General features: G+C 55.7%; 19 protein-coding genes. 9 read left to right on the top strand and 10 right to left on the bottom strand.

The features are described from left to right. Positions 1-43: 43 nt before the first annotated feature. Together E1J53_RS10345 and E1J53_RS10340 are read right to left on the bottom strand one after the other, a co-directional pair. A complete protein-coding gene (locus E1J53_RS10345; RefSeq protein WP_134272852.1) occupies positions 44-922 on the bottom strand; it encodes a UbiA-like polyprenyltransferase in 879 nt (292 codons plus the stop codon). 153 nt (positions 923-1,075) lie between these two features. After that, positions 1,076-1,591: a DUF1573 domain-containing protein gene (locus E1J53_RS10340; RefSeq protein ID WP_134272851.1), complete on the bottom strand. Its 516-nt coding sequence runs from the start codon at positions 1,589-1,591 to the stop codon at positions 1,076-1,078. A gap of 463 nt (positions 1,592-2,054) precedes the next feature. On the opposite strand from E1J53_RS10340, the gene E1J53_RS10335 reads away from it, so the two are divergent. Next, entirely contained in the window at positions 2,055-3,677 is a 1,623-nt protein-coding gene (locus E1J53_RS10335; RefSeq protein WP_134272850.1) for a GMC family oxidoreductase, read from the top strand. A 128-nt stretch (positions 3,678-3,805) separates the two neighbouring features. On the opposite strand, the gene E1J53_RS10330 is transcribed toward E1J53_RS10335, so the two are convergent. Beyond that, entirely contained in the window at positions 3,806-5,428 is a 1,623-nt protein-coding gene (locus E1J53_RS10330) for a S26 family signal peptidase (protein WP_134272849.1), read from the bottom strand. A 69-nt stretch (positions 5,429-5,497) separates the two neighbouring features. Further along, positions 5,498-5,902, bottom strand: coding sequence for a DUF1573 domain-containing protein (locus tag E1J53_RS10325; RefSeq protein WP_134272848.1), 405 nt, complete (start codon positions 5,900-5,902; stop codon positions 5,498-5,500). A 109-nt stretch (positions 5,903-6,011) separates the two neighbouring features. Between E1J53_RS10325 and E1J53_RS10320 the strand changes: the two genes are divergently transcribed. The 4 genes from E1J53_RS10320 (at position 6,012) to E1J53_RS10305 (ending at position 7,870) form a co-directional block, all read left to right on the top strand. Beyond that, a complete protein-coding gene (locus E1J53_RS10320) occupies positions 6,012-6,392 on the top strand; it encodes a hypothetical protein (RefSeq protein ID WP_134272847.1) in 381 nt (126 codons plus the stop codon). A gap of 172 nt (positions 6,393-6,564) precedes the next feature. Then, entirely contained in the window at positions 6,565-7,113 is a 549-nt protein-coding gene (locus E1J53_RS10315; protein WP_134272846.1) for a DUF177 domain-containing protein, read from the top strand. Between the two features lie 54 nt (positions 7,114-7,167). Continuing rightward, complete coding sequence (gene rpmF / locus E1J53_RS10310; protein WP_134272845.1) at positions 7,168-7,389, top strand: 50S ribosomal protein L32; 222 nt, start codon at positions 7,168-7,170, stop codon at positions 7,387-7,389. A 94-nt stretch (positions 7,390-7,483) separates the two neighbouring features. Further along, a complete protein-coding gene (locus E1J53_RS10305) occupies positions 7,484-7,870 on the top strand; it encodes a Rid family detoxifying hydrolase (RefSeq protein ID WP_134272844.1) in 387 nt (128 codons plus the stop codon). A gap of 37 nt (positions 7,871-7,907) precedes the next feature. On the opposite strand, the gene E1J53_RS10300 is transcribed toward E1J53_RS10305, so the two are convergent. The 5 genes from E1J53_RS10300 to E1J53_RS10280 form a co-directional block, all read right to left on the bottom strand. Further along, on the bottom strand, positions 7,908-8,636 hold the full coding sequence (locus E1J53_RS10300) for a hypothetical protein (protein WP_134272843.1): 729 nt from the start codon (positions 8,634-8,636) through the stop codon (positions 7,908-7,910). Next, complete coding sequence (locus E1J53_RS10295) at positions 8,637-9,575, bottom strand: DUF4249 domain-containing protein (protein WP_134272842.1); 939 nt, start codon at positions 9,573-9,575, stop codon at positions 8,637-8,639. Between the two features lie 205 nt (positions 9,576-9,780). After that, positions 9,781-12,480: a carboxypeptidase-like regulatory domain-containing protein gene (locus E1J53_RS10290; protein WP_134272841.1), complete on the bottom strand. Its 2,700-nt coding sequence runs from the start codon at positions 12,478-12,480 to the stop codon at positions 9,781-9,783. 27 nt (positions 12,481-12,507) lie between these two features. Then, on the bottom strand, positions 12,508-13,353 hold the full coding sequence (locus E1J53_RS10285) for a FecR family protein (RefSeq protein ID WP_134272840.1): 846 nt from the start codon (positions 13,351-13,353) through the stop codon (positions 12,508-12,510). 130 nt (positions 13,354-13,483) lie between these two features. Further along, a complete protein-coding gene (locus tag E1J53_RS10280; protein ID WP_134272839.1) occupies positions 13,484-14,056 on the bottom strand; it encodes an RNA polymerase sigma-70 factor in 573 nt (190 codons plus the stop codon). A 131-nt stretch (positions 14,057-14,187) separates the two neighbouring features. On the opposite strand from E1J53_RS10280, the gene E1J53_RS10275 reads away from it, so the two are divergent. After that, entirely contained in the window at positions 14,188-15,723 is a 1,536-nt protein-coding gene (locus E1J53_RS10275; RefSeq protein ID WP_134272838.1) for a sodium:alanine symporter family protein, read from the top strand. A gap of 206 nt (positions 15,724-15,929) precedes the next feature. Here the strand turns inward: E1J53_RS10275 and E1J53_RS10270 are convergent, their stop codons facing one another. Further along, a complete protein-coding gene (locus E1J53_RS10270) occupies positions 15,930-16,502 on the bottom strand; it encodes a YceI family protein (protein WP_134272837.1) in 573 nt (190 codons plus the stop codon). A gap of 370 nt (positions 16,503-16,872) precedes the next feature. Here E1J53_RS10270 and E1J53_RS10265 point away from each other — a divergent pair, with 370 nt between their 5' ends. The 3 genes from E1J53_RS10265 (at position 16,873) to trpD (ending at position 23,190) form a co-directional block, all read left to right on the top strand. Then, positions 16,873-20,037, top strand: coding sequence for a tetratricopeptide repeat protein (locus E1J53_RS10265; RefSeq protein ID WP_134272836.1), 3,165 nt, complete (start codon positions 16,873-16,875; stop codon positions 20,035-20,037). 25 nt (positions 20,038-20,062) lie between these two features. Beyond that, entirely contained in the window at positions 20,063-21,700 is a 1,638-nt protein-coding gene (locus E1J53_RS10260) for a hypothetical protein (RefSeq protein ID WP_134272835.1), read from the top strand. Between the two features lie 500 nt (positions 21,701-22,200). After that, entirely contained in the window at positions 22,201-23,190 is a 990-nt protein-coding gene (gene trpD, locus E1J53_RS10255; protein ID WP_134272834.1) for an anthranilate phosphoribosyltransferase, read from the top strand. The last annotated feature ends 10 nt before the right edge of the window (positions 23,191-23,200 follow it).

Genomic DNA, 23,200 nt, shown 5'->3' with positions numbered 1-23,200 from the left:
ATTGAGGATCTAGGATTAAGGATCTAGGATTGAGGATTGGGGCCTAGACGTAGATGTCCAGTATGCTGAGGACCCCAAAAATGAGGCTGGCCAGTCCGTTGGTGGTAAAGAAGGCCAGGTTGACGCGGCTGAGGTCCTGGGGAGTAACCAGGGTATGTTGGTAGATGAGGGCAGCGATAAATATGCCGCCGGCCAGCAGGCAGAGCCAGGAAAATTCGGGGTACAGTACCGCCTGAAAACCCAGAATCATCATCAGCACCCCTCCACAAACCACGTGGATCATTCGGCCCAGCAGCAGGGCGCTGCGTTTCCCCATGCGGACGGGAATGGAAAAGAGGTCCTGCTCCCGGTCAAATTCTTCGTCCTGCAGGGAATAAATAATGTCAAATCCAGACACCCACAGGAGCACCACGATGCCGTACAGTACCGGCAGCAGGCTCCACTGGGCGGTTACGGCCAGGTAGGCGCCGATCGGGGCCAGCGCCAGTCCCAGGCCCAGCACAAAGTGGCAGAGGTAGGTAAACCGCTTCGTGTAGCTGTACCCCAGAATGACGAGCAGGGCCACGGGAGAGAGCATGAGGCAGAGCGGGTTGAGCAGTCCGGCGGCGGCCATGAAGAGCAGGGAATTCAGCACGACGAACAGCAGGGCCGATTTACTGGTGATGATGCCGGAGGGAATTTCCCGCACGGCGGTGCGGGGGTTCTTTTCGTCAATGTCGCGGTCCAACCAGCGGTTGAAGGCCATGGCCGCCGATCGGGCAAACACCATGCAGGCCACCACCAGGGCGAATTTGCGCCAACTCAATTCTCCCTCATCGAGCACCGCCAGGAAAAAGCCCAGCAGCGCAAACGGCAGAGCAAAAATGGTGTGGGAGAATTTCACCAGTGAAAGGTAGTCGGCGAGCGTCCTGGTCCAGGTCATGGAAGTGAGTTGCGTTGGGGGGGTAACGGATGAGTGCGGAGCTGGGTTTTAACCGGCAAGCAGTTTTACCAAAAAGCAAGCGCCCCATCCACCGGTTGGTGAATGGGGCGCTATGTCTTTAGGCCGAAGCTATCGCCTCAGCGATCAGATTCCTTACTGCGTTACGGCAGCGGGATCGGGGTTTACCGTACCGGTCAGGTAGATGAACGTCTGAGCGGGGTTGGTGTTGGCCGTAACGGTAACCTTCTGGTTGCGGGCACCTTTCTTGTTCTTGGAGTTGAACTGAACGGTGATTTCACCCTCCTCACCGGGAGCGATGGGAGCCGTGGGCTTGGAAGGAACGGTACAACCGCAAGATCCCTTGGCGTCGCTGATGATCAGGGGCTCGGAACCGGTGTTCGTGAACTTGAAGGTGTGGCTTACGATCTCACCTTCGGTAACCGTACCGAAGTCAAACGTGCCGTTTTCCTGGAAGGCCATCGTGGTGATGGGGCCAGCGGGAACCGCTACGTTGGGCTGGTTGGGCTGAGCGGCAGCGGGGTTGGCGGGCGTTACCGTCTCAACGGCCTCAGCGGCAGCGGCACGTACGTCGTCGTTACCCTGCTGGCAGCTGGAAACGGTGAAAGCAAGGGCGAAAACCGCCACGAGGGAAAAGATTTGCTTAAGCATGTGGATAAAAATTAATCCGTTATTGAATGATCCTCCGGGGAGGGTCCTGAAATTGATTCGCAAAGATCCGTAAATCCTTGTCGATTACAAAGATCAATCAACAAACGCGGTCATTCGGCCAATGGATATTGAAACTTTGTTAACGGTTTGCTAACGGTTGGGCGCCTGCGCGCAGGTGCGGTGAATTTGGGTGGGGCAATGTTACGGAGACAGGGCACGTCCGCAAGGGGTTACCGTAGAGACAAGGCATGCCTTGTCTCTACCGCATGCCTTGTCTCTACGGGCAACACGGCCAAACCCAAAACCGGGCACCTGCGCTCCGCCGCATTCTCCTTGCAATTGGTGATCCCGACGAGTTACGGAACTCGGGACCGTCGCCCTTTCATACCAATTGCCCATGAACCATCCGGCAAGAATTTCCTTTGAACGGTAAAGACTCTCTTCCCTCCACTTACTTGATCTTATGCCCAACGATTTCGACGTCATCATTATCGGCTCCGGTGCGGGCGGCGGCACCATGGCCTACGCCCTTGCGGACACCGGCAAAAAAATTCTCATCCTTGAACAGGGCACCTTCCTGCCCCGGGAAAAACGCAATTGGGACCCCCACTTCATTTTTGGTCCCGACGGCTACAAGGCCCCCGTGGAATGGCTTGGCCCGGAAGGTCAGACGGTGAAACCCATCGTCTACCACCGCGTGGGGGGCAACACCAAAATGTACGGTGCCCTACTCCACCGCCAGCGCCCCGAAGACTTTGAGGAGCAGCAGCATAAGGGCGGCGTCAGTCCCGGATGGTGCGTAGGCTACGACGAATTCGAGCCCTACTACATGATGGCCGAACACCTGATGAAAATACACGGCAACCGCGGTGAAGACCCCACCGAGGGCTGGGCCAGTGGCCCCTTTCCCTTCCGCGCCTTTCCCCACGAGGGCCGCATCGCCGAAGTTGCCGGGCAACTGAAGGATCTCGGCCTCCACCCCCACCATTCCAACCTCGCCCTGAACCGGGACATCGACGAGCCCTGGAAGCGCCCCTGCATTGCCTGCAATACCTGCGACCCCTTCCCCTGCATGGTTCACGCCAAGTCCGACGCCGAGACGGCCATGGTGCGGCCAGCCCTCAAACACCCCAACGTGAGCCTGTGGACCAGCAGCCGGGTAGACCGCCTCGTGGAAGAGAACGGAAAAATTACCCGGATCGAACTGGAACGGGACGGAGAAAAACTCGCCCTGAGTGCCGATCTGGTGATCGTCTCCTGCGGGGCCATCAACACTGCGGCCCTATTGCTCAAATCCCGGGTAGCCAATTCCTCCGATCAGGTAGGCCGCAACTTTACCAAGCACAACCAGAGTGGCATCTCGGCCATGGACCCCGACAAGCCCAACGACGTCGTCTTCCAGAAAACCCTCGGGGTGCACGATTTTTATCACGGCAGTCCCGAGCACCCCTATCCGCTGGGGACCATCCAGCTCACCGGCAAGGCCCACTACACTCGAATCCTGGGAGACTACGCCGACCTTAATCTGAGCGTGGAGGAAGCCAAGCGGATTCAGAAATACGCCGTGGATTTCTGGTTCACCAGCGAGGACCTGCCCGATCCCCGCAACCGCATCGAGTGGACCGGCAAGCAAATCAAGTTCAACTACCGGCCCAACAATCGGGAGAGCCACTTTGAGTTTATGGACCACTTCCAGAAAAACTATCTGGAAAAGATGGGCTTTAGTGAATTTCTGCGCACCACCAAGGAACTGGAGTTCACCTGGCACCAGGCGGGTACCGCACAGTTCGGCACCGACCCCAAGACCAGCGTGCTGGACCCCAACTGCAAAGCCTGGGACCTCGATAACCTCTACGTCGTGGACGCCAGCTTCCAACCCTCCCAGGGAGCAACGAACCCAACCCTAACCATCATTGCGAACGCGATCCGCGTGGCCGACCACCTGCGTAAGGACTGGTTCGCCAAGGATCAAAAACTCTCTACCGACGACTTCCCCCTCGACGATCCTTACATGGCGGACAGCGCTACGGCTAACCTCAAGGTCAGTCAGTACGCGGCAGGAGATGAGGATAGCTGGGGAGCTTAATTGGTACTTTAGTCTGTTGGTACCTTAGTCTGTTGGTACTTTAGTCTGTTGGTCTGTTAGTCTGTTGGCCTGTTTGGTCCAAAACTTCTAACAGTCCAACAGACTAACAGACTAACAGACCAAATCCCCTACTCCCCCTGTCGCATGGCGCTGCGGAAGATCCGGTTCCAGTTCACGCCGTTGAAGAGGCTTCCTTCCTTGACGGAGAACCAGATGAAGAGCGGCTTACCTAAGATGTGGTTTTCGGGCACAAAGCCCCAGATTCTGCTGTCTTCCGAGTTGTGGCGGTTATCCCCCATCATCCAGTAGTAGTCCTGCTGGAAGGTGTATTCGGTTACTTCTTCACCGTTCAGGTAAAAGGCATTCCCCCGACGCTCGAAATCATTGTCTTCGTAGACCCGGATGGCACGCCAGTATAGGGCGAAGGTCCGGTCATCCAGTTTGACGGTCATGCCTTTTTCCGGGATCAGGACCGGGCCGTAATCATCAACGGTCATGTTGTCGAAGTAGCGCTTATCGTGGGGGTAAAGGCGAACGCCACCACCATCGGACTGGTCGCGGGGGGTAATGGTGATGCCCTCGTAGTTGGCCTCCAGTTTATCGATTTGGCCCTGGTTGAGGAACATGATCGTATTTCCTTCCCGGTCTTTACCGTAGTCCTCCGGGGAAATGCCCCAATCGGACCAACGGGCGGTATTGGGTTCTCCCGTAAACCCGACGACGTAGGAAAACTGGACGTTCTCGGGGTCGTCGATGGGTTCACCGTTGATGTGTACTACACGATTTTTGATTTCCAGTCGCTCGCCCGGCAGGCCGATGGCCCGCTTCACGTAGTGATCGCGCTTGTCCAGTGGTCGCGTGATCAGGGGAATCTGACCGGTGGTGATGCCCCGGTAAACCTGATCCGGCACGGTCATGTAATCGAAGCTGTGGAACTTTACGTCGTGGGGATAATACGTCCTTTGGGGCGTTAGGTAGACGCTGTCACCCGCCGGGACGTTAAAGACCACCGGATCAAACCGATCAATGGCTTCGAGGGCCGGAAGGCGGCGGTACGGCAGGGAAGCTCCGTCAATGTAACTTTCACCACCGACCACGGGCATACGGTTGTGGGCCAGGGGTACCATCAGGATGGTTTCCGGGAGCCGCAGTCCGTAATGAATCTTGGAAACGAAGAGAAAGTCACCCACGTTAAGGTTGCCCTCCATAGAGGGCGTAGGAATGATGTAGGATTCAATCAGGAGCAGCCGGATAAAGGCCGCGGCGAAGATGGCGAAGATGGCCGCTTCGGCCCAATCGCGGCTCACACTTTTCTGAAAGGCTGGGTACTTCATGATCACCTTGTTCACCTCCCTTTTGTCGCCCGTTTTCTGGGCCACGGCCAGAGCCTGCCGGTATTCCCGCTCTTCGGTCAGAATCGGACCGCGGTACTTCAGGTCATCCTGACCGCCCAGCCAACCGAAGTAGCCCCAGGAAACGACCACCGAAAGTACGTGTTCAAAGAAGTTGAAGCGGTTGAAGGACCGACAGAGGTCCACCATCAAGCCGGCGAAGATAAATACGTTGAAAAAGGGAATCAACAACAGGAGACTGTGCCAGCCCTTGCGGCCGACGATCTCGGCGGTGACCCACATATTATAACCGGGCATCAGGGCGTGCTTGGCTTCCCGACCGGCTTTGGGGAAAATACGGTAGAGGGCAGCACTCAGTAATACGTATCCAATGAGCAGTACCCAACTTAACCACGTCATACTATGATCTTTTATCCAGGGCGCGAAGGTACGTCAAGCCTGGCGCATTGCCCGGCCCAAGCCGACAAACTATTCCGTCGCTTCGACGAAACCCTCAAGCCACAGTTTATGCGCTCCCCGGTGACCGTGAAAGTACACCTTGACGTATTTACGAAAATAACCGACGCGGGCGGCATCATAATTGACCTTAATCTCGCCGACCTCCCCGGGGGCGACCGGTTTATCGGCCCAGTCGGCGGCCGTACAGCCACACCCTACTCTAATGTTGTCGATAAGCAAGGCTTCCTCCGTCTGATTACGGAACTTAAAAACGTGTATGCCTTCCTGATGGTGGAGTAAATCCCCCATGTCAACCGTAGTTTCTCCTAACCATTCTACCGGATTTTCGGAGCCCGGAGGCGGAAAATTCGGGGGCGAGGACGCAGGTGCAAGGCCAATCAGCATCAGGAGCAAAGTAGAAATTGAATGCATCATACCGTTATAAACGTCGGCGACACAACGCTATTTTGTTAAGGAAACCCTATACTTGGCGACTGACATATCCGAAATCCATCGGTAAATCATTTGTAGTAGAAAACGAACCATGAAGAAAATTCTTTTTGCTCTGCTCTTCGTCTTCGGCGCCTCAGCGGCCGCTTCCGCTCAGGTCGTGGTGGACGGAGTAAACATCAACAACCTGGAACAAATCCAGATGATCCGTATGATCGCCCAGGAACGCTTCCTGTCCAACAAGGTCACCATCTTTATTGACTACGGACAGAGCATCCAGGGAGGAGGCCGTCGCCAGATGGAGGTTATCAATCCCGCCGACGGGAAGCGCATCCGCTTCAACTCCGTCATGCACGCCGTTAACTACCTGATCGACAATGGCTGGTCCTACACGGAGGCAATGGTCCTGCCCAACGAAGGAAACGCCAGCACTACGGGAGGCAGTACGCAATACTTGTTCACCCGAGACAGCTAGTCAACTTCCCAACGGTTTCCGTGCGCGACCTGGTTTTCTCAGGCCCGGGAAACACTTTGGAAAAGACCAGTATATTTCTTTGTCAATGCGCAAGAAACCCTTATCTTTGCGCCCACTTTGAAACGTCCTCCGGTGCCAACGGGCTTAATAACCGGACATAAACCGTCAGCTCATGTCTGCTCAATCGCCCTTCATCTTACCCCTCCGCGGGCTTGGTAATGGCCATTATGCGTATGATCTTACGATTGATGATGACTTTTTCGCTTCCTTCGAAAATTCTCCGGTAGCCCACGCCAACGTTCAACTGCGGCTTACGGTAGACCGGCAGCAGCGAGAAATGACCCTGGGTTTCGACTTCAGCGGCACCATTGGTACCGACTGCGATCGCTGCCTGGCGGCCATTAACCTGCCCATCGAAGATCAACGTCATTTGCTCGTGAAGTTCACTCCCGATGCGGATGAACTGGAAGAAGAAGGGGAACTCATCTACCTGCATCCGGATACCAGCCTGTTTGACGTAGCCCCCTACGCCTACGAGATGGTATTGCTGGCCGTTCCCATGATTCGTACCTTCGAATGCCGGGAAGGGGAACCTCCCTACCCCTGCGATGAAGAGATGCTGGCCCGCATTGAATCCTCTACCGAGGCCTTCGATGACGACCAGCAGGATTCGGAAGATGACGGAAAGCCCAGTCCCTGGGACGTACTCAAAGACCTGTAAATCAACCTGACCCCGGTCAGTAACAAAGAATATAACTCGAAAATTTAATAGGCCATGGCACATCCTAAGAGCCGGATCTCCAAGCAACGCAAGCGTAAGCGTCGTACCCACTACAAGGCCACTGCGCCTACCCTGACCGTATGTCAAACCACCGGTGAGCAGCACCTGCCCCACCGTGCCTACTTTGACGCGGAAGGTAATATGTTCTACAACGGAAACATGATCGTGAAGGCTCCCGAAGCGGTCGAAGAAGATATGTCAGAAGGCGACGCTTAAATCGTCTCGTTAAGACTATTTGATAGCCCATCGGTGAATACCGGTGGGCTATTCGTGTTTCCATGCTATCTTACCGCAAAACAACTCTCCATCCATGTCCAAAAAGATCATTCAGACCGACGACGCCCCCGCCCCGGTCGGCGCTTATAACCAGGCGGTCGTTTATGGCGGTGTCCTCTACGTTAGTGGCCAGATTGCCATTAAGCCCGCCACCGGAGAACTGATCACCACCGACATCGAAACGGAAACCGAACAGGTAATGGAAAACCTGGGGGCCATCCTCAAGGCCGCCGGCACCAGCTTCGATCAGGTATTGAAGTGCAGCGTTTTTGTTTCCGATATGGAAAATTTCGGGCGGATCAACGGCGTCTACAGCCGCTACTTTAATCCCGAAACGGCGCCCGCCCGTGCCCTGGTGGAAGTCGCTAACCTTCCGAAATACGTTAACGTGGAAATCAGCTGTATCGCCGCGGTGGAGTAAAGCTCCCCGGCTTTTACGGACATTTTCGTGGTGGGGCTCAAATCCCCTTTACCAACCTTTGGCGAACGCCGGTCTCATCAATGACCCAAACGACCTGATACCCGCCGGCGCCGTCACTGTTCCACTGATGGACAAAGTAGGTGGAGCCAACTTTCACCACTTCGTAAGTATTGGAGCATTCGAACAGGTCCTCGTACCACAATGAGGGTATTGGTATTTCCATTTCATTTATCCTGACTTCTATCCCCCGAACAGCCACCTTAGGCAAATTACCGTCGGTTCCCCACGGTCGTTGTTGGTCAATGGCCACGAGGATACTGTCTTGATGATAAGTTAATTCCCTCCCCGTCGGATTAAATTCGGTGAGTACATATTGGAATTGAAAAGACGTCCCCGTGTAGGGGACTGCGTCCTGAAGATCAAGCACCCTTGAGCGGTGGATAAAAGCCTCACCCGCGGCTGTATCTCCCAACATTTGCTCATTTACCGAAACGCTTATCCAGGTTTCCCCTGCGCTATAATCATCTACATCGTACCAGAAGGCCACATTATCCGGGACTTGTCCAATTATTTCGGCCTTGCCGTGCGGAGCCTTCCGAAGGTTTGTCCAACCATCTTTATCCTGGATTATCGCCGTCTGGGATTTCACTTCTGGTGAAACCACCAGCAGCCCCACCATTAAAAGGGTCAGCCCAACCGGGTTGGGCCAAGAGTAAAATCGTTCCGATTCGAAAGTGAAGAAAGATGGAGGGGCGAAGAGAAACAACTATCGTGGTAAACTCACGCTTTCGCTGACGCTGTTGTAGCCCGCAAAAATGCCAACTCCGCTGCGTACATTGTTGTAGATCAGGGTGGGCTCATTGATCCCGCCGGTGGGGACTTGCTGGTTTCGGGCCAGGCTGCGTTGGAATTCGTAGTAATCGATGGATACGGTTCGTAACTCCGCTACCAGATCACCCAGAATTACCTGGGCAGGGTCGATTACACTCTGCAGACTCAATTCTACCCCCGCCGGATCAGGTTTATCCTGAAAAAGGATGCTCCGGCTTACGTTGAAATCGTCGGGGTTGGGGTCCACCAGATACTTGATGGGAACGGTTTGGGGTTGCATCTTGATGGTATCCCCATTGTAGGCGATCACGTAGGGCGTAACGAGCTGCGTAATCCTCAGATCGTAATAATTCTCTTCACCGGGAGGATCCTCATAATCTACGAGAAGTTTATAATCGTAGATGGTTTGTCCATCCACCGAATTGGAGGTGAGGTGCCGGACGGAAAGATTCTTGATGGGTACGGGATCCGGGATGGAACTCTGGGCATTAACGGGTACGAAACCGGGAGCCGCTACGTGCAGCGTGTAGTCTTTGCCAACGACGGGGCGGAACTCCATTGTCTGATAAGTTCCCGGGTTATTGTCATCCCCGGCTACGTACATGAGCTTTTCGGCCATGGTATGCCCCTCAAATAGCGAAACCTCCGCGTTGCGAATATCAATGGTGGTTACCCCTCCGGTCAAAATCGACTGCGTGGCCGTAACGCGCACCTTGACGCGTTCCTGGGGGAAAAAATTCGAGGAAATTACCAACTGGGGCTCTTCGATCTCAATACCTAAATCCACCGGCTCTTCACAAGCAGCGACCAGTAGCCCCATAAGGCCACAGAGGCAAAAAAGCCGGAAAGGCAATAAACGAGTCTGGAATCCCATCACTGATCAAAAATAGGTTATTGACGTGGATATACCAAAAGTGATTTTTTATGACTGACCAGACAATTAATTAACACTGGTTCCGTAAGGGGGTAAACCATTGGTTTACAAGCTTCTCCCTCCTTCACAGCCACGGTCAACGCTCTACTGATGTCGACTCGATTAACCAAACGGTCAGACCGTCGTGGCAAAATACCCGGTCTCGTTATTTCCTAGTTTTAGGATTAAATTTCAACTGGTAGGAAAAAGTGGGCAACATCGGGGCGATGTATACCTGGACAAAATTACGGTTAGGAAGAATTGTCCCATCGCGGGAATAGTACTGGGTCCTGATGTCGTAATAGATGGGGTTCTTACGATTGTAGAGATTATAGACGCCAAAGTTCAGGGTGTGTACCATTCCCTTTTTGGTATCATTAGCGATCACCGTCTGAACGTTAACGTCAAGACGATGATTAGCCGGAAGTCGGAAGCCATTCCGTTCCCGGAATACATCGATGGGAATTTCTGAAAGATCTTCTTCGGCCGGATTAGGCAGCAGGACCGACTGGGTGCTGAGGCTGAAGGCCGCTCCGGTACCGAAACGCCAACTGACCGTAGCCGTTGTCCGTGGACTCAACTGCCACATCATGATGGCATTAAAGCTGTGGCGCCGATCATAACGGAACGGAAAGGGACGCCCCAGGTTAATCTGAAGGTCTTCAAACTCGCGTCGGCTTTGTGCGAGCGTGTAATTGAACCAGCCACGGATTTTGCCCGTGCTCCGTCTAAGCGTAAGCTCAATCCCGTTGGCAAAACCATCACCGACGCTGACGTTTTCCTCCCAACTTCCGTTGGCCGCTCCCCCCTCATCGAAGTCCACCAACCCCTTCATATCCCGATGGTATGCTCCGAGTTCCAGTTGAAGTCCGGGCGAAAGGCGCCGCGTAAGTTGAACACTAAATTGCTCCGAAGTGGCCGGGACAATCAGGCTCGTTGAGGGAATCCAAAGGTCGGAGGGCAGGCTGATAATGGTACTGGAAATAAGGTGGATGGGCTGTACCGTTTGGTCATAGGAAATACGCCAGTTGGTTTTTGCATTTAACTTTCCGGCGACCAGTAAACGGGGCATCAGATGATAATAATTCCGCCGATTACGCCAGACCTGGGCCCGCAGGCCAAAGCGGTAAGCAATGCTTTTGTATTCCCCTCGATAGGAAGCATAGGTCGCCAGCTGTACGGGCCGGTGCATTCCCGAATTCGACCCGAAGCTCTCTACCTCTTCGTGACGGGAAAGCGGAATCGCCCCCGAGTTCAACCGGGGCAAAAACCGGTGAGCGTCCAGCGATACCCCGAACCGGAGTTGGGCCCCGCCCGATCGACCATACTGTCCGTCGAAAGCTAACCCGATCTGCTTAATGTCTGAAGCATAGCGGCCACTAAAAATTTCTCCACTTTTGGCCTCACTACGCACCTCATTCAGACTGTCGGATGTCTCAAACGTCGCCCGCACCCGTAAATCGCTGTAGGATAATCGGAAATTGCCGAACAGCCGGTCATTGAAAACGTAGTTGTACCGCAGCGCAGCAACCGTATTTCCCCAGCTTACGTCTTCCGAACGATGCTGGGGGTTTCCGTACCGGAAGACCGCACCGAGGTCATTGAGCACGGTGACCGTGTCCGTTTGGTCGGTCAGGTTAGTGTAGTCATCCAGTCCCTTGTAGAAGCTGAAATAGATTCTACTGCGGTCGTTGATCTGCTGGTTGAGCTTGAAGTTGACGTCATAAACCTGATAGTCCGTTTCCCCATCCCGACCGTTGTTTTCTTTATAGACCCGGCTAAATCTCCGGAGTAGTTCTCTGGCCCAGAAATACCGCCCGGTAATCAAAAAGGAGCTTTTTCCCTCTTCAATCGGCCCCTCCCCCGAAAACTTTGCCGCCAGTAAACTACTCCCGACGTTGATTTCCGGTTCATAGAGGTTTCCGTCGCGGGTATGAACGTCCAGGACCCCACCAATCCGTCCTCCAAAGCGGGCGGGAATGGCGTCCTTGTACAGATCAATCCTCCGGATGGCTTCATTGCTGAAAATACTGAACAAGCCGGCCGCGTGACTGAGGTTATACACGGGGACGCCGTCCAGCAGTACGAGATTATGGCCCGCTTCACCCCCCCGGATGAAGAGCCCCCCTACCCCATCAGCTCCGGAAGTAACTCCCGGAAGCAGTCTGGCCATCCGCAGCGGATCGGCCTCCCCTCCGGGACCGCCGAGGAGGCTCACCTCCTTGCGGCCGATACGAATACCTGATTCCGTCAAAAACAGGGACTGGGCCGTATCGGATACCGCCGTAACGATGATCGGGGGCAGTTCACTATCGGGTCGCAGGGCAATGTTGATCAGCGTATCGGACCGCAAAACGAGGTCGATTTCCTGGGTAGTATACCCAATGTAGGAAGCCCGGAGTATCCGACGGCCACCCCGGATGCCCAGCGTATAAAATCCGTATTCATTCGCCAGCGCTCCCGTTTCGGTATCGGGCTGCCGCAGGGCCGCACCAATCAATCTTTCCCCGCTGGTGGCGTCAGTGACGACCCCGTAAACGGAAAATTCCCGGGAAAGCAGGTCCGGGTCTGGCAACACCAGGAACCCGGTGGAAAGCTGTTCGTATTTTAGTTCCGTATCGCGAAGTAGAAAGCCCAGCCAGCCTTCGATGGTTCTTCTCCCTCCCGGAACCCGCAAGGCCAAATCCGGTATTTGATCCGGCCGATAAACAATTTCGGCTCCGGCCTCGGTCAGTTTCATCAGGGCCTTCTCCAGGGGCATTACCCTGCGGGGCAACGGATACCGGGCATCGCTCGGGTTGTCCTGGGCGAACAGGGCAGTCGCCCAAAGCAGCAAAAACAGCAGCAGGGTACCTGTCCTGGACATAAAAATGATTTAGCTCCGAATGATTGCCTACATATTATAGAGGCGATAAGCCGGAGATTCGTTGGTGGGAAGGGCAAGTTTTCCACCGCCAAGTTTGGCAATCGCCGTAAGCGCGTCTTCCGCATTCTCCGCCCGGAAAGTCCCCTTAACGGGAAAGTCTTCGTTGCCTTCAAGGACTACTTCTACCCGGAAATTGTTTTCGATGCTCTTTAAAACCTCCCGCAGTGGGGTATTATCGAAGGTAAAGGTACCCGTCCGCCAGGCGTGGCGGTTCAGCGCCGGAGATTTCATGTGCATTACGGCTCCGTCGGGCATTACCATACCACATTCCTGCTGGGTTACGGCAACGCCGTTGTTCTTGCCGGTGAGCATGACGGAACCCTCCGAAACTTCTACTTCCATTTCTCCGCGTTCAACCCGCAGATTGAAGGTGGTGCCCGTAACCCGCAATTCGGCGTTTCCACTCTGTACGAGGAAGGGGCGCGTCTTATCGGACTGCACCTCAAAGTAAGCCTGTCCGTTCAGTTCCACTTTTCGGTCGACATCGTTGAAGGTCCGATCGTAACGGATTTCAGAGTCTTGTTGGAGCCAGACATCAGTACCGTCCGCTAATTCAAAATGCATGGGGGCCTCTCCTTCATTAACGATTGAGGTTCCCGCAAAGAACAGGTCGTAGCCGAAGGCACCCACCGTAGCCAGGACGAGCAAGGAGGCCGCAATGCCCAGCCAGCGCCGCCGCTGGATGGACCGCACACGAGCCTGGGCTTGCGTACGCCCCTTGAGGCGTGCAAGACCTGATTCGACGTCCGGTTGGAAGTCCGAACGGTAGCCTTTAGCTAAGGTATCAATGTCCTGATCGCTAATTGGATTCATAAAGCGCGGTAGAGACTGATAATTTATTTCTTCACTCTTGGTGACACCAAATGTAAGTCATCCCCCCAATACCTTGTTGAACTAATTGCCGAGTTTAGTCCGGAAGATGACCACACAGACCGTTTCCTCACTAAGATATTCCGCTTATTAGGAGGTAGAGCGCCAGCCACTGCCGCAGGAAGCGGTAGGCCCGGGTCATTTGGTTTTCTACGGTTTTGTTGCTGATGTCCAGGGCTTCCGAAATCTCCCGGTGGCTCATTTCTTCTATCCTGCTCATCACAAAGATGAGGCGACACCGTTCGGGCAATCGGTCAATGGCCCGGTCGATTCGTTGCCGTAATTCGGCCGCTTCGATCTGCTCCCCGGGATTTCCGAGAGACGAATGCGCCTCGGGCGGATCTCCGTCATCCACCGGAATTCGGTTCCGATCCCGGAGAAAGTTGAGACTACGGTTGCGCGTCGCCCGCCGAAGGTAGGCCCCCACTCCGGCAACATCTTCCGGCAGCTTTTCCCGTTTCTCCCAAATGGACAAAAACAATTCCTGCACTATATCCTCCGCCTCACCTCCATCGCCCACGAAGCGGATCGCTATCTGGCAAAGGCCAGCATAATGGCGGCGGAAAAGTTCATCCAGGGCAGCCTCCACTCCCCGACGAAGGTCAGCAAACAATTCTTGATCGGTACGGGAGGAGAGGTCGGCCATAATCGGGTTGGAAAGGTAGTATATTCGGACTTTAATTAGGTGCCAGCCGGCCGCAGAATTAAACGGAGACCTTCCGCAGCGGCCGAAAAGTTCCTACCTTACGCGCCTCGCAAAACTACATTTCCCCACTTATGTTGAAAAAGCTTTCTCTTTTTCTCCTGTCTGTACTTGCCCCATTTATGGCCTCCGCCCAGGAATCTGGCGGCGTTGATGCCATGCTCCAGGAGATTTTTGAGCCCATTACCGCCTTCGTCGAAAGCGTCATTTTTGCCGAAGTTGCCGAAGGCGTTCCCTTTGTCCTTCCCTGGCTGATTGTCGGTGCCATCGTTTTCACGATCTACATGGGCTTCGTAAACATTACGGCCTTCAAGCACGCCATTGACGTGGTGAGGGGTAAATATGACGACCCCAACGACGACGGAGAGGTTTCCCACTTCCAGGCCCTTACCGCCGCCCTGTCCGGCACCGTCGGCGTAGGAAACATTGCGGGTGTTGCCGCCGCCGTGAGCCTCGGTGGCCCAGGAGCTACCTTCTGGATGATCCTGGCCGGCATCCTGGGGATGACCTCAAAGTTCACGGAGGTATCTCTGGGTCTGATGTACCGCAACGTCAACGAAGACGGCAGTGTATCCGGTGGTCCGATGTACTACCTGGATAAGGGTCTCAAAGAAAAAGGCTGGGGTACCCTGGGTAAAATCCTGGCCGTCATGTTTGCCATTTTCTGTATCGGAGGTTCCTTCGGTGGCGGTAATATGGTACAGATCAACCAGGCCACCAGTCAGTTGATTGCCGTAACCGGTGGAGACGCCAGTTTCCTGGCCGGACGCGGTTGGATTTTTGGCACCGTCATGGCCGTAATCATCGGCATCATCATCCTGGGCGGGATCAAAAGTATCGTGAAGGTGACCGACAAGGTTGTTCCCTTCATGGTCGGTATCTATATCCTCGGCGCCCTGGTGGTGCTCGGCTACCACTTCTCGGACATCCCCGGTGCATTCGGAGAAATTGTCTCCGGTGCCTTTAACTCCGAGGCCATGTACGGTGGTTTCATCGGAGTACTGATCCAGGGTTTCCGCCGCTCCGCCTTCAGTAACGAAGCGGGCGTTGGATCCGCCTCCATCGCGCACTCCGCCGCCAAAACCGACGAGCCCATCAGTGAGGGCGTCGTCGCCCTGCTGGAGCCCTTCATCGACACGGTAGTCGTTTGTACCATTACCGCCCTGGTGATCGTGATTACCGGCTACGGTGGCAACGGTGCCGAGTGGGCCAATACCGGACTGCAGTCTGGCGAAATCGCCGACATTGCGGTAACCTCCGCGGCATTCGAATCCGTCATCAGCTGGTTCCCCACCGTACTGGCCGTTGCCGTAATCCTGTTTGCCCTGTCCACTATGATCAGCTGGTCGTACTACGGCCTGAAGTGCTGGACCTACCTGTTCGGTGAGTCCAAGCGAAACGAAAACATCTACAAGGTCGTTTTCTGTCTCTTCGTCATCATCGGCTCCGGCATCTCCGCCCGTGCCGTATTTGGCTTCGGAGACGCCATGATCTTCGCCATGTGTTTTCCCAACGTACTGGGCCTCTACCTCTTGATGCCTAACGTTCGTCGGGCCCTCAAAGACTACATGGCCCGCGTGAAGAGCGGAGAAATCGCTCGCCACGATTAATGGCTCTTCGGTCGATTCACGATGCTAGAAAAGCGCTGATGGAATGTTTCCGTCAGCGCTTTTTTCGTGCCTAGTAAAAGCCCCAAATGGAAGAATCAGGAGGGCGCAAGCGCCGGTGCCGTGCACTCTCAAAGTGCCGGGCACAAAAAAGCGGACAGCCATGGGGGATGACTGTCCGCATAAAGTGCAGTGGTACTGCCTGAGATTTATTTCTTGGTCACCAGTTTGATGCCCAGTTCAAACTCGTCGTAGATGGTCTTGTCGCCCAGGTTATCGAAGAAAGAACCGGAGCCGTAGCGTACGTCGAAGTCAGAACGGTCGATCGTCACATCGGCCGTAGCTACGTACAGACCACCTTCTTCCGTCACGTTGGCGTTGAAGCGGATGGTTTTGGTCGTTTCCTTGATGGTCAGGTCACCCGTCACGCGGTAGTCACCGGGGGTGCCGCGGCTTACTACTTTGGTGATGTTGAAGGTAGCGGTGGGGTACTTCTCAACACCGAAGAAATCGGGGCTTTTGAGGTGTCCTTCCAGCTTCTGGGCCATTCCGCCCTGCAGGTCCGTTACCGCAATGGTGCTCATGTCGATGTCAAAGGAACCTCCGGTGAACGTGCCGTCGTCGAAGGTGAGTTCGCCGTTCTCTACTTTGATGGTGCCTTCGTGGCTGCCGGTCACCTTGTAGCCCTTCCAGATGATCTGGCTGGCTTCCGTATCAACGTTTACCGTAGCGGTGGTGAAGGCAAAGAGGAGTGTGGAGAAAAAGAGAAGTGATTTCATCATGGTTTATTAAGATTTAGTGTAAAGTGTATTCGGTTGGTGATGGTCCCGGCTATCCGGGAGCGTTGTGGCACCCGGCATGGCCGTGGGCCCATTTCATTGCACCTGCGGTGACGCCCAAGTCTGATGACGATACCGTAGATCGCAATTAATTAAATGTATATACATCTATTGTATCGATATGGTTTAGGCGATCGGAAAAATTTGTGAACAAATCCACAAAAAAGTGCGATAAGTGGCTAGAGCGGGTACTAAACTGCCGTCATTTTAACGTTAGGCGACCGTAACCGAGATTGTGCGGTCCGTCCCCTATCTTGCCCGCCGGAACCTTTCACTATTCATGGTCAATCCAATAACCAACCACCCGTCCGCTATGAACCTAAGCCAACGTCTGCCCGTCCGCCGGGCGCTGTCCTCGTTGATCTGGTTATGCGCCCTGTTATGCACCGGAACTGTTTTTGGTCAGGCTTCCACGGTTTATACCGAAGCCTGGCGTACCTACAAACAAGCCGAGAAGCACTATCAGGAGCAGCTCCTTTCAAAAGCGCAGAGAGAATACAAAGAAGTAGTAGACATGCTGCTTCCCGTTCACCAGCCAGAGGCTGAGCTGCTGCGCATGAAGTCCGAGCTGAACTACGCCAAAATTGCCGTTCGCCTGGATAAGGCCGACGGAGAGAAGCTCATTCTGGACTTTGTTCGCCGGTACCAACCCGATCCGATTGCCAACGAGGCGCTGCTGGAAATTGCCGGCTATTACTTTAACGAAGGGGAGTTGGAGAAGGCCGTAGAATACTACAAGCGGGTTCCGAACGAGATGCTGACCGCCGATCAGCGGTCGGAAGTGAACTTCCGCCTCGGTTACGCCAACTTCGTCCAGAAGAAATTCAACGACGCCAAGCGTTACTTCCAGAGCAGCAAGACGACGCAGGGGGAATTTTACTACCCCACGAATTACTACCTCGGGATGATCTACTTCTTCGAGGGCAATTACGACGCGGCGGTGGGTCAGTTCCGGATCGCCGAAAAATCTCCGAAATACGACGATTACATCCCCTACTACCTCACCCAGATCTTTTTCGCCCAGCGCCGTTACGACGACCTGATCGCCTACGCCGCGCCGCTGGTGGAGAACAGCCGGGGGGTCCGCAACAAGAAGGAGATGAGTCAGCTCCTGGGGCAGGCCTACTTCGAGAAGGGCGACTACGCCCGGGCGCGGCCCCTGCTGGAGCAGTACGCCCGCAACAACCGCCGGATGCAGGAAGAAGAGCTCTACCAGCTGGGCTTCACCCAGTATAAGCTGGGGGATTATCCCGCCGCCGCCAACACCTTTCAGGAGCTGGCCGGGCAGAACTCCCTGGTGGGGCAATCGGCCAGTTACTACCTCGGCGACATTGAGCTCAAGCGCGGCAACGCCGCGGCCAGCCGGGTCGCCTTCGGCTCCGCCTCCCGCCAGACCTTCGACCCGGCCCTGCAGGAGGAAGCCCTCTTCAACTACGCCAAGTTGAGCTACGAACTCAACTATCCCGCCGACGCCATTACGGCCATCGAGCGGATTCCCCCCAGCAGCCGCTACTACCTGCAGGGACAGGAACTCCTCGGGGAGGTCTTCAACACCACCCAGGATTACCAACGGGCCCTGGACATTCTGGAGCGGATGCCGAGTCGCACCCCGCAACTCGAGGAGGCCTACCAGCGGGCGGCCTTCAGCCGGGGGCTGGAGTTACTCCGCAACGGCAACGAACCGGAGGCCCAGCAGCTGTTTGAGAAAAGTCTCCGTCGTCCGGTAAACGCCAGCTTCCGGGCCCAGGCACTGTACTGGCTCGCCGACATCGCTAACCGGAACGAAGACTACCCCACCTCCGTCAACTACGTCAACCAGTTCCTCACCCTCGCCCGGGGGCTACAGGACCTGCCGCCTCAGTCTTCCCTTTACACCGGCAACTACCTGCAGGGATACAACTACCTCAAGCAGGACAACTACCCCGCCGCCCTGGATTACTTCACCGCAGCGGTGGAAGGCATTGAGCGGAACCTGCCCTACATTACCGACGCGGACGTGCGGGAAAGGGTCCTCGGGGATGCCGTCCTGCGGGCCGGCGACGCCTACTTCAGCCAGAACAACTACAACCAGGCCGTCCGCTTCTACGACGATGCCATCAACCGCCAGACTACGGGCTTCGTCTACGCCCTCTTCCAGAAGGCCATGATTGAAGGCCTTCGCGGACGCAACGCCGACAAGATTCTCGCCCTGGAGCAACTCATCCAGCGCTACCCCCGCAGCGAATTTGCGGACGACGCGCTCTTCCAGTTAGCGTTGACCTACCAGGAACTCAACCGTCCGCAGCAGGCCCTCGACCCGCTCCGGACGATCGTGCGGGACTACAAGGTGAACTCCCCGCTGGTCAACCAGAGTCTGCTTCAGCTAGGCCTGATCAGCTACAACATCAGCAACCGGGAGGCCGCCATCAACTACTACAAGCAGGTGTTCAGCAACAACCCTACGGCCGGGGAATCCAGTCGTGCGCGGGATGCCCTGCGGGAAATTTACGTGGATGACATGGGCCGGGCCGACCTGTTCTTTGACTTCTTCGAGACCCTTCCCGGTCAGGAGGTCAATGACGACAGTCGGGAACGGATTACCTACGAGGCCGCCGTGAGCCAGTACGAGAACGGCAACTACGAGCGCGCCGTCGGCGCGCTGACGGACTACCTCCGCCAATACCGCCAGAGCGCCAACGCGCTTTCGGCCACCTTTTACCGGGGCGACAGCTACGTAGCCCTGCGCCGCTACAACGAGGCGCTGCCGGATTACGAGGCCGTGGTAAACGCCGGCCCCAGCTCCTTCTACCTCCCGGCGCTGAAGAAGGCGAGCCTGATCGCCTACAACAGCTTGCAGGACTTCCAGCGGGCCTACCGGTTGTTTACCCTGCTGGAGCAGGCCGCAGACGGTGAAGACGTTCGCCTGGACGCCCAGGTGGGTGCCCTGCGGGCAGCCTACCGCCTCAACGACATCCGCGCCACGGAAGAATACGCCCGGAAGGTATCCAATAATCCCTCCGCACCCGCCGATCAGCGGGTGACGGCCAACTTCTACCTGGGAAAGATCGCCTACGACCGTAACGACTACGCTACGGCCCTGCCCGCCTTTGACCAGGTAATCGCTTCCTCCGATGACGAGCAAACCGCCGAGGCGCGCTACCTGCGCGCCAACATTTACTACCTCCGTCGGGATCTGGCCACGGCCAAGCAGCTCTCCCTGGACGCTAACCGGGAAAGCTCCGGGTACCCCTACTGGGTAGCCAAGCAGGTGATCCTCCTTTCGGATATTCTGCGCGACGAAAGGGACCTCTACAACGCCCGCGCGGCCCTCGAGGCCCTGCTGGAAAACTACGATGGTGATGCGGCCATCGTGGCGGAAGCCCGGGAAAAACTCGTCCGACTCGAAAACGAGATCAACGCCGCCAGCCGATTGAACAACCAACCCAATTCGCCCAACCGCCTTGAACTCGACAATGGAGGTAACGGAGGCCGCAATTAACCACTCAAGCCCAAAGATTTAAGCTATGCTTCGCCAACTATTTCTCATCTGCGGCTTGTTTTTGGCCGCTTCTACCTACGTGCTCGCCCAGGAAGACCTGGAAGACAACAGCGTAACCGTCGTAACGAACTTTGAAGCCCGACTCACCGAAGCCGAGCGGGTTAAGGTGAACCCGGTAAATCCACCGATGGATACCTCCCGCCGCCGGCAGACCTACAACATCGTGGACCGTCCGCTCAATATCGATTATCCGGCTCCCATCATTCGCCCCCGCGGCATCAGCCGGGAGAAAGCGCCCGACGTAAAGAACGCCTTTGCCTCCCTCGGCGTCGGACTTCCCGGAGCCTTCTACGGTGACCTGAGCTACGACCTGACGGGCGTGGACAACGCCAACCTAGGGCTGTACGCCAACCACTACAGCTTCAACAATGACGGCAACGTGGAGAACCAGCGGGCCAGCGATACCCGGTTCGGAGCCGAGGGCTCCTACCTCTTCGATCAGGGCTTCGCAATCGCGGCCGGAGCGAGTTACGATACCCGCAGCCGCTACTACTACGGCTACAACTTTCTGGAAATGGAGAGTGACTCCATCCCGAGCTTCACCGACGATCAGGTCCGGCAGCGCTTCAACACCTTTGCCCTCCACGGAGAAATCTTCAACGGGGTACGAACGGAGGCCAACTTCGACTACAAGGCCGCCGTGGACATCTACCTGATGGACGCCAATCCGGCGGTACGGGAAAACGGCATCGACCTGACCCTGCAGGGCACCAAGTGGATTTCCGATAACAGTCCGCTGGACTTCAAGCTGCGCACGGACTTCACCAGCTACAAGGACACCAGCAGCCAGAGCCTGAACAACATTCACTTTGCCCCAAGCTACACGACGGCCATCGGCAACAACGTGCGGCTCAAGGTGGGGGTCAACCTGACCAGTTCGGACGATAATTTCAGTGTATTTCCCGACGTCAGCCTCTCGGCTCCGGTGATCGAGGGTCAGCTTTCCGCCTTCATTGGGGCCACGGGTGATCTGCAGAAAAACCACCTGAGAAGCCTCAGTGAGTACAACCCCTGGATTCGCACGCGCCTGCGTATCCGGAATACGGAATTCACCAACATCTTCGGTGGTGTGGAGGGTAACTTCTCGGGGGTTGAATATCGGCTCGAGGCCGGCTATAAGATCGTCAACAACCTGGCGCTCTACCAACTTGACCGCACCCGGATGATTCCGCAGTTCAACGTACTGTACGACGACGGCAGCATCATCACCCTGCAGGGTACGGCCACCTTCCCCCTGATCACCAATCTGGACCTCAAAGCCAGCGTAGCTCAGCGCTTCTACACCCTTGATAACCAGGAGAAAGCCTGGCACCTGCCCAGCTTCAGTCTGAATTCTTCGGCCATTTACACCATGCCAGAACAGAACCTACAGTTCACGGCGGCCTTTTTCCTCGAAAACGGTCTCCCCTACCAGGATAGCGAAGGCAACGCCCAGAACCTGAACGCCCTGGCGGATTTGAGTCTGGGGGCAGAAATCGGGCTATCCGACAACTTCAGTGCCTGGGTCCAGGTAAACAACCTGCTGAACAACAAGCGGGAGCGCTTTGTCCAGTATCCCACGATTGGCCTGAACGGCCTGATTGGCATTACGGCAAAGTTCTAAGCCTAACCTAAGGTTGGGGTTGATGGGTTGACACTCAAAGGATTATCGAGTCGAACTAATGGTTCACCTCGACAAACTCTTCGAGGACAACCCAAAAGGACTGATGGCGTCCTCGAAGCGTCCGAAAAATCACAGATTTTGAGGTCCTTTGAGGGTCGCCGCGAGCCAACCTCACGTTAAGCATAAAGCTAAAAGAGCAGGCCTGAGCGTAAAACCTCATCGAGATCGTCAAATTAATTTTTTGCGACGGAGCGCAGGTGCCGTGTGGTGGGATAGGGCCAGATATGGCATGCCTTGTCTTTATAGTGTGAAATACGCTGCACCTGTACCGGCTCCGCTTTGCACCTGCGCGCCGTCGCAATTGAATTTATTCGACGGTCCCGACGAGTTACGGATCTCGGGACCCTACTGCTCTGCTGCACCTAATCTTTGATGGCCATTGGCCGACTTAGCCTGGTTCAAGTACGGGATTGCCCTACCCTTTTCATAGCTTTGCCGCCATGAAAATTCAGCTGAATCAACTCTACGCTCAGGAGCCCCTTTCCCGGAAAACGGCCTACCAAACCCTGTCCCAGATTGGAAACGGGGAGGCCTCCGAGATAGAAATCGCGGCGGTCGTATCGGCCATCAATATGCGCCCCGGAGTACTTTCCGAGATCCAGGGGTTTCGGGATGCGATGCTGGAACTGGCCACCCCCATTGATCTGGAGGGCCGACAGACCATTGACATTGTGGGCACCGGCGGAGACGGCAAGAACACCTTCAACATCAGTACCCTTTCGAGCGTCGTGGTCGCCGGTGCGGGTTATCCGGTAACGAAGCACGGCAGCTACGGTGTGAGCAGTAACGTGGGCAGCAGCGACGTCCTCATTTCCCTGGGCTACGAATTCAGCAATGATCGCGACAAGCTCCTCCGGGACCTCGACACCGCCGGTATCTGTTTCCTCCACGCTCCGCTCTTCCACCCCGCCATGAAGAACGTGGTTCCGGTCCGCAGAGCCATGAAAGTGCGGAGTTTCTTCAACCTTCTTGGTCCCCTGATCAATCCGGCGCGTCCTACCCACCAGCTATTCGGCACCTTCCATCTCGAAGTATCCCGAATCTATGACTACATCCTCCAGGAAGAAAGTGACCGGTATTACAACATCGTCCACGCGACCGATGGCTACGATGAAATCAGTTTAACCGGGAGTGCCAGTGTGCGGAGCCGGGAACGGCAGCGACTGCTGAATCCGGAAGACTTTGGCCAGACCACACTGGCGCCGGAAGCCCTCTTTGGCGGGGAAACCCCGGAGGAAGGCAAGGCCATTTTCCTTTCCGTACTTCAGGGCACCTCCACCCCGGCGCAAAAGAGTGTCGTGCTGGCCAACGCGGGCCTCGCCATTCAAACTATTCACCCCAGTCGGGACTTATTGGAATGCGTGGCGGAAGCCGAAGCCAGTCTCGACAGCGGTCGCGCCCTGGAGGTCCTGCATAAAATAGTCCAGTAAGTCAGCCACT

Origin of the sequence: Lewinella sp. W8 (genome assembly GCF_004375085.3) — a bacterium.
Lineage (GTDB): Bacteria > Bacteroidota > Bacteroidia > Chitinophagales > Saprospiraceae > Neolewinella.
Note: the sequence above shows the minus strand (reverse complement) of the source record. Positions and strands in the feature narration are given on the sequence as shown.